Origin of the sequence: Patulibacter medicamentivorans (assembly GCF_000240225.1) — a bacterium.
Lineage (GTDB): Bacteria > Actinomycetota > Thermoleophilia > Solirubrobacterales > Solirubrobacteraceae > Patulibacter > Patulibacter medicamentivorans.
In genome coordinates this window covers 1-4,445 of record NZ_AGUD01000280.1, presented here as the reverse complement: position 1 = coordinate 4,445, position 4,445 = coordinate 1, and the positions used below count along the sequence as shown (strand labels likewise).

Annotated in this window: 4 protein-coding genes; 2 read left to right on the top strand and 2 right to left on the bottom strand. The window is 78.1% G+C overall.

All coding sequences use genetic code 11. The features are described 5' to 3' along the window. Positions 1-150: 150 nt before the first annotated feature. Both cobJ and PAI11_RS19465 read right to left on the bottom strand, forming a co-directional pair. On the bottom strand, positions 151-897 hold the full coding sequence (cobJ, locus tag PAI11_RS19470) for a precorrin-3B C(17)-methyltransferase (RefSeq protein ID WP_081488543.1): 747 nt from the start codon (positions 895-897) through the stop codon (positions 151-153). A 51-nt stretch (positions 898-948) separates the two neighbouring features. After that, positions 949-2,406 (bottom strand): hypothetical protein, encoded by a 1,458-nt coding sequence (locus tag PAI11_RS19465; protein ID WP_040601057.1) that lies wholly within the window; start codon positions 2,404-2,406, stop codon positions 949-951. Positions 2,407-2,866: 460 nt separating this feature from the next. On the opposite strand from PAI11_RS19465, the gene cobA reads away from it, so the two are divergent. Together cobA and PAI11_RS19455 are read left to right on the top strand one after the other, a co-directional pair. Further along, positions 2,867-3,664, top strand: a complete 798-nt coding sequence (gene cobA, locus PAI11_RS19460) for a uroporphyrinogen-III C-methyltransferase (protein ID WP_007578022.1) — start codon at positions 2,867-2,869, stop codon at positions 3,662-3,664. After that, positions 3,651-4,445 (top strand): energy-coupling factor ABC transporter permease (locus tag PAI11_RS19455; protein ID WP_170320758.1); only part of this gene is annotated, 795 nt, incomplete at its 3' end. The genes cobA and PAI11_RS19455, both read left to right, overlap by 14 nt.

The window sequence follows — 4,445 nt, the reverse complement described above, 5'->3', positions numbered from 1 at the left end:
CCGCCCACCGCCAACGCTCGCGGCCCCGCCACCGCCCACCGCCAACGCTCGCGGCCCCGCCACCGCCCACCGCCAACGCTCGCGGCCCCGCCACCGCCCACCCCCTCGCCCACCGCCCCGCCAACGCCCACCGCCCCGCCAACGCGCGGCTCAGCCCGTGGCCGGCGGGTGACGCGAGGCGACCAGCCACGGGCCGACCTGCTCGGCACCGGGTCCCGCCACGAAGACGAGGGTCCGCATCGCGACCCGCTCGGCGTCGAAGTCGGCCAGCGTCGCGTGCTCGATCCGCTCGTCCTCACGGCCGACGTCGGTCACCAGCGCGACCGGCGTGGCCCCGTCGCGGTGCGCCAGCAGCAGCTCGCGAGCGCGGTCCAGCTGCCAGGTCCGGGTTCGGGAGCGGGGGTTGTAGATCGCGAGCGCCAGATCGGTCGCGGCGAGCGCGGCGACCCGCGCCTCGACCTGCTCCCACGGCACCAGCACGTCGGACAGCGAGATCGTCGCGAAGTCCCCCAGCGGCGCGCCGAGCCGCGCGGCCGCGGCGGTTGCCGCCGTCACGCCCGGCACCACCTCGACGGTCGGCCGCCGGTCGTCGGACAGCTCGGCGACGGCCCGCAGGGCCAGGCCGGCCATCCCGAAGATCCCCGCGTCGCCCGAGGACACCAGCGCGACGCGCCGCCCGCCGACGGCCAACTCGAGGGCGTCCTCGGCCCGCTCCCGCTCGCCGCCCATGGTGCCGCGGCGCAGCTCCTGCTCGGGCCGCAGCAGGTCGGCGCACTGGTCGACATAGGGGCCGTAGCCGACGACGACATCGGCCTCGGCCACCACCTGGGCCGCGCGACCGGTGCGCAACGCCGGCCCTCCCGGACCGAGACCGACGATCCAGAGGACACCAGGCATCGCCCGGGACTCTACGAGGACGCTCGCCAGGGCGACCGCCGGACGCGGGACTCAGGGGGTCGCGGTGCCCGACGGCGTGCCGCCGCCGGCGTCGGACGCCGGCGGAGCAGTGGCGCCGCCGCTCGTCGTCGCGCCGTCGCCGGAGCCGGTCGCCGGCGCGCCGCCGGTCTCGGCGCCGGTGCCGCTCGGGTCGGTCGCGCCGCCGGAGGCCGCGTCACCGGAGCCGCTGGGCTCGTTCGTGCCGTCCGGGGTCGTGGTGGTCGTGCCGTCCGGAGTCGTGGTCGTGCCGTCCGGGGTCGTCGTCTCGCCGGGGGTCGTGGCGTCGCCCGGCGCGGCCGGCGATCCCGATCCGTCGCCCGGCAGCGGCGCACCGCCGCCGCCGACCACCGGCGTGCCGCCGAGCGGCTCGTCGGTCTCGGGCACGTGGACGAGGACCCCGACGCCGGCGTTGCCGGCCTCGGTCCCCGGATCGGCGCTGGTGCTGTCCGGCAGCGGCAGCGCGACGCTGGTGCCGCCGTCGGACGGCGTCCCCGCCGTGCTCGGCACCGTCAGGCGCACCTCGACCGGAGCGCCGCCGGAGGGCGTCGGGGCCGGGGTCGTCGGGTCCGGGGTCGCCGGCGCCGTGGGGCGGCCGCTCGGCGTCGACGCGGGCCCGGTGCCGATCGGCGCCCGCACCTCGACCACGTTGCTGACCCCGTCGCCGGTGGCCGTGTCGTCGGTCGTCACCGTCTCCTCGCCCGCCGTCTGCTCGGCCAGCTGGAGCCGCACGCGCAGCCGTGGAGGAGCCACGCCGGCCGTCCCGTCGTCGACCAGGTCGACGCGCGCCAGCAGCGCCAGCGGACCGTCGATGCCCTCGGCGCGGGCCTTCAGCTGGGCGACCGCGTCGGCGTCGAGCTTCAGCCGCAGGTCGAGCTGCGCCGGCAGCGCCTTGACGAGGTCGGCGACCGTGGTCGCCGGCGCGGTGTCGGTGGCCAGCCGCAGCCGCACCTCACTTCCGGGCTCGAGGGTGCCGCTGTCGGTCCCGGTCAGGGTCACGCCCTCGACCCGCAGCCGGACCCGCGAGGTCGCGCTCGGCTGCTCGGGGGTCGTCGGCTGGCTCGGGGCCGCCCCCGGCGACGACGGCGAGGCGGGCACGGTGACTCCGCCGCCATGCGCGCCGAGGTCGAGCCCGCTGCCGGTCGTCGGTCGCGCGCCGCTTCCCCGGCCGCCCTGGACGGCGGCGCGGCTTCCGGCATCGGGGCCGGACGTCGTCACCGGCGCGCCGAGCGCGTCGGTGCCGTCGACCGTGGTCCCACCCGATTCGGGGGCCGCCGCGTGCAGCGCCTCGCGGGCCCCGGCCGTGCGCTCGTCGGTGACCTGCAGGACCTGCCGGCTGCCATCGCCGGTGAGGCCCGGGACCGCGGAGCCCGACGACGGCCCGAAGGCGACGCCGACCATCAGCGTCCCCGCCGCGAGGGCCGTGCCCACCGCGGACGCCACCGCGATGTCCTTGCGGGCGAGACGGTCCACCTTTCCCCCCTCGGCTCCGCGCGCGTGGGACTTGATCCGAACCGCTCCCGGACTGGACGAACGATCGACACCCGGGGCGGCTCCGGCGGTCGCCGTGGCCGAACGTTCGACCGCCGTCGAAGGCAAAGCGGCGCGCTGCCCGGCGACCGGAGCGGCGGCCGCCGCAGCTCACCGCCGCGCGGGCGAGCGGCGGCCCGCCCACCCGCTCCGGACCCGCCGCCACGACCAGCCGTCCGCTACCGTTCGACCTCTGTGGCGGTGCGCGGAAGCCGGTGGGAATCCGGGACGGTCGCGCCACTGTGAACGGTGCCCTCCGGTCGGCGAGGACGGGCGGCATCGCAGTCAGGAACGGCACCGCCACCGTCACCGCACAGGGACGCGTCATCCCGATGGAGCACCGCACCTTCCCCGCCGCCGCCCGCTCGGCCTCCTCGCCGCCACGTCGCTCCCGGAGCGCGACGTGACCGTCCACCTGGTCGGCGCCGGGCCCGGCGACCCCGACCTCCTGACCGTCCGCGCGGCCGCGCTGCTGGCCCGGGCCGAGGTCGTGGTCAGCGACCGGCCCTCGACCGATCCGGTCGTCGCGCTGGCTCCGGCGAGCGCCGAGCGGATCCTGGTCGGCAAGGCGCCGGGCCGCCCGGCGCTGCCCCAGGACGAGGTCGCGCGGCTGCTCGTCGAGCTCGGCCGCGGCGGCCGCGAGGTCGTGCGGCTGAAGAGCGGCGACCCGTTCGTCGCCGCTCGCGGCGGCGAGGAGGCGCTGGCGCTGCAGGCGGCCGGGGTCGCCTTCACCGTCGTCCCCGGGATCAGCGCCGGGCTCGCCGCTCCGGCCTTCGCCGGGATCCCGGTCCACGTCCGCCAGCGCTCGCGGGTCGTCACCGTGCTGGCCGGCAACAGCGACCCCGAGTACCCGGGTGAGATCGACTGGGACGCCCTGGCACGGCTCGGCGGCACGATCGTGGTCCTGACCGGCCGCTCGCGGCTGCGACGGATCGCCGGCTGGCTGCTCGCCGCCGGGATGCCGCCGGAGACCCCGCTGGCCGCGATCAGCGCCGCCGGCCGCGCCGGCCGCCAGCGGACGGTCCGCGGCACGCTCGCCGCGCTGCCGCCGCGGCTCGACCCGCCGGTGACGTTCGTGATCGGTGACGTCGCCGCGATCGACCTCGACTGGTTCGCCGACGCCCGCAGCGAGACGGTCGCCGAGACCGGCGCCGAGGCGCCGATCGCCGACGATGGGGGCGCGCCGCGTGCACATCCCTGAGGGCTTCCTGACCGGCCAGGTGACCGGCGTCGGGACCGGGCTCGCGGTCGCCGGGCTGGCGTTCTGCGTCCGCCGGGCCGACGTCACCGGCGAGGACGGGCGACTGCCGCTGGCCGGGCTGGCCGGCGCGTTCTTCCTGGTCGGCGACTCGCCGTTCGTGCCGATCGGGGTCGGCACCCAGGGCCACCTGCTCGGCGGGACGCTGGCGGTCGCGCTGCTCGGCCCGTGGCTCGGCGCGCTGACGATCGGCGTCGTGACGATCGTCCAGGCCCTGGTCCAGGGCGACGGCGGGATCACGACCCTCGGCCTGAACATCGTCAACGTCGCGCTGGTCCCGGCCTTCGTCGGCTGGCCGATCCTGCGCGGGATCCAGCGGTTGGCGCAGGCGATCCGCGGACGCGGATCGCCCGGCGGCCTCGCCGTCGCCTGCGGCGCGGCGGCGTTCGTCAACGTCGTCCTGGCCAGCGTCCTGTTCGTCGCCGAGTATGCGCTCGGCCACAAGACCCCGATCGACCTCGGCGCGCTCGCCGGGACGACCATCGGCACCTACGCGGTCGTGGCGCTGATCGAGGCCGTGATCACGGCCGGGATCGTCGCCGCGCTGCTCTCGCGGAGACCCGACCTGGTGCTGATCGCGCCACCCGAGCTGCGCCGCCCGGCCCATCGCGCACGACCGGTTCGGCGAGCCGGCGGGGCCGGGCCGAGCGTGCCGCCGCCGGCCGGCAGCGAGCCCCAGCGATCGTCGGCGACCCGCGGCCCCGAGCGGCCCGGGCCGCCCCCG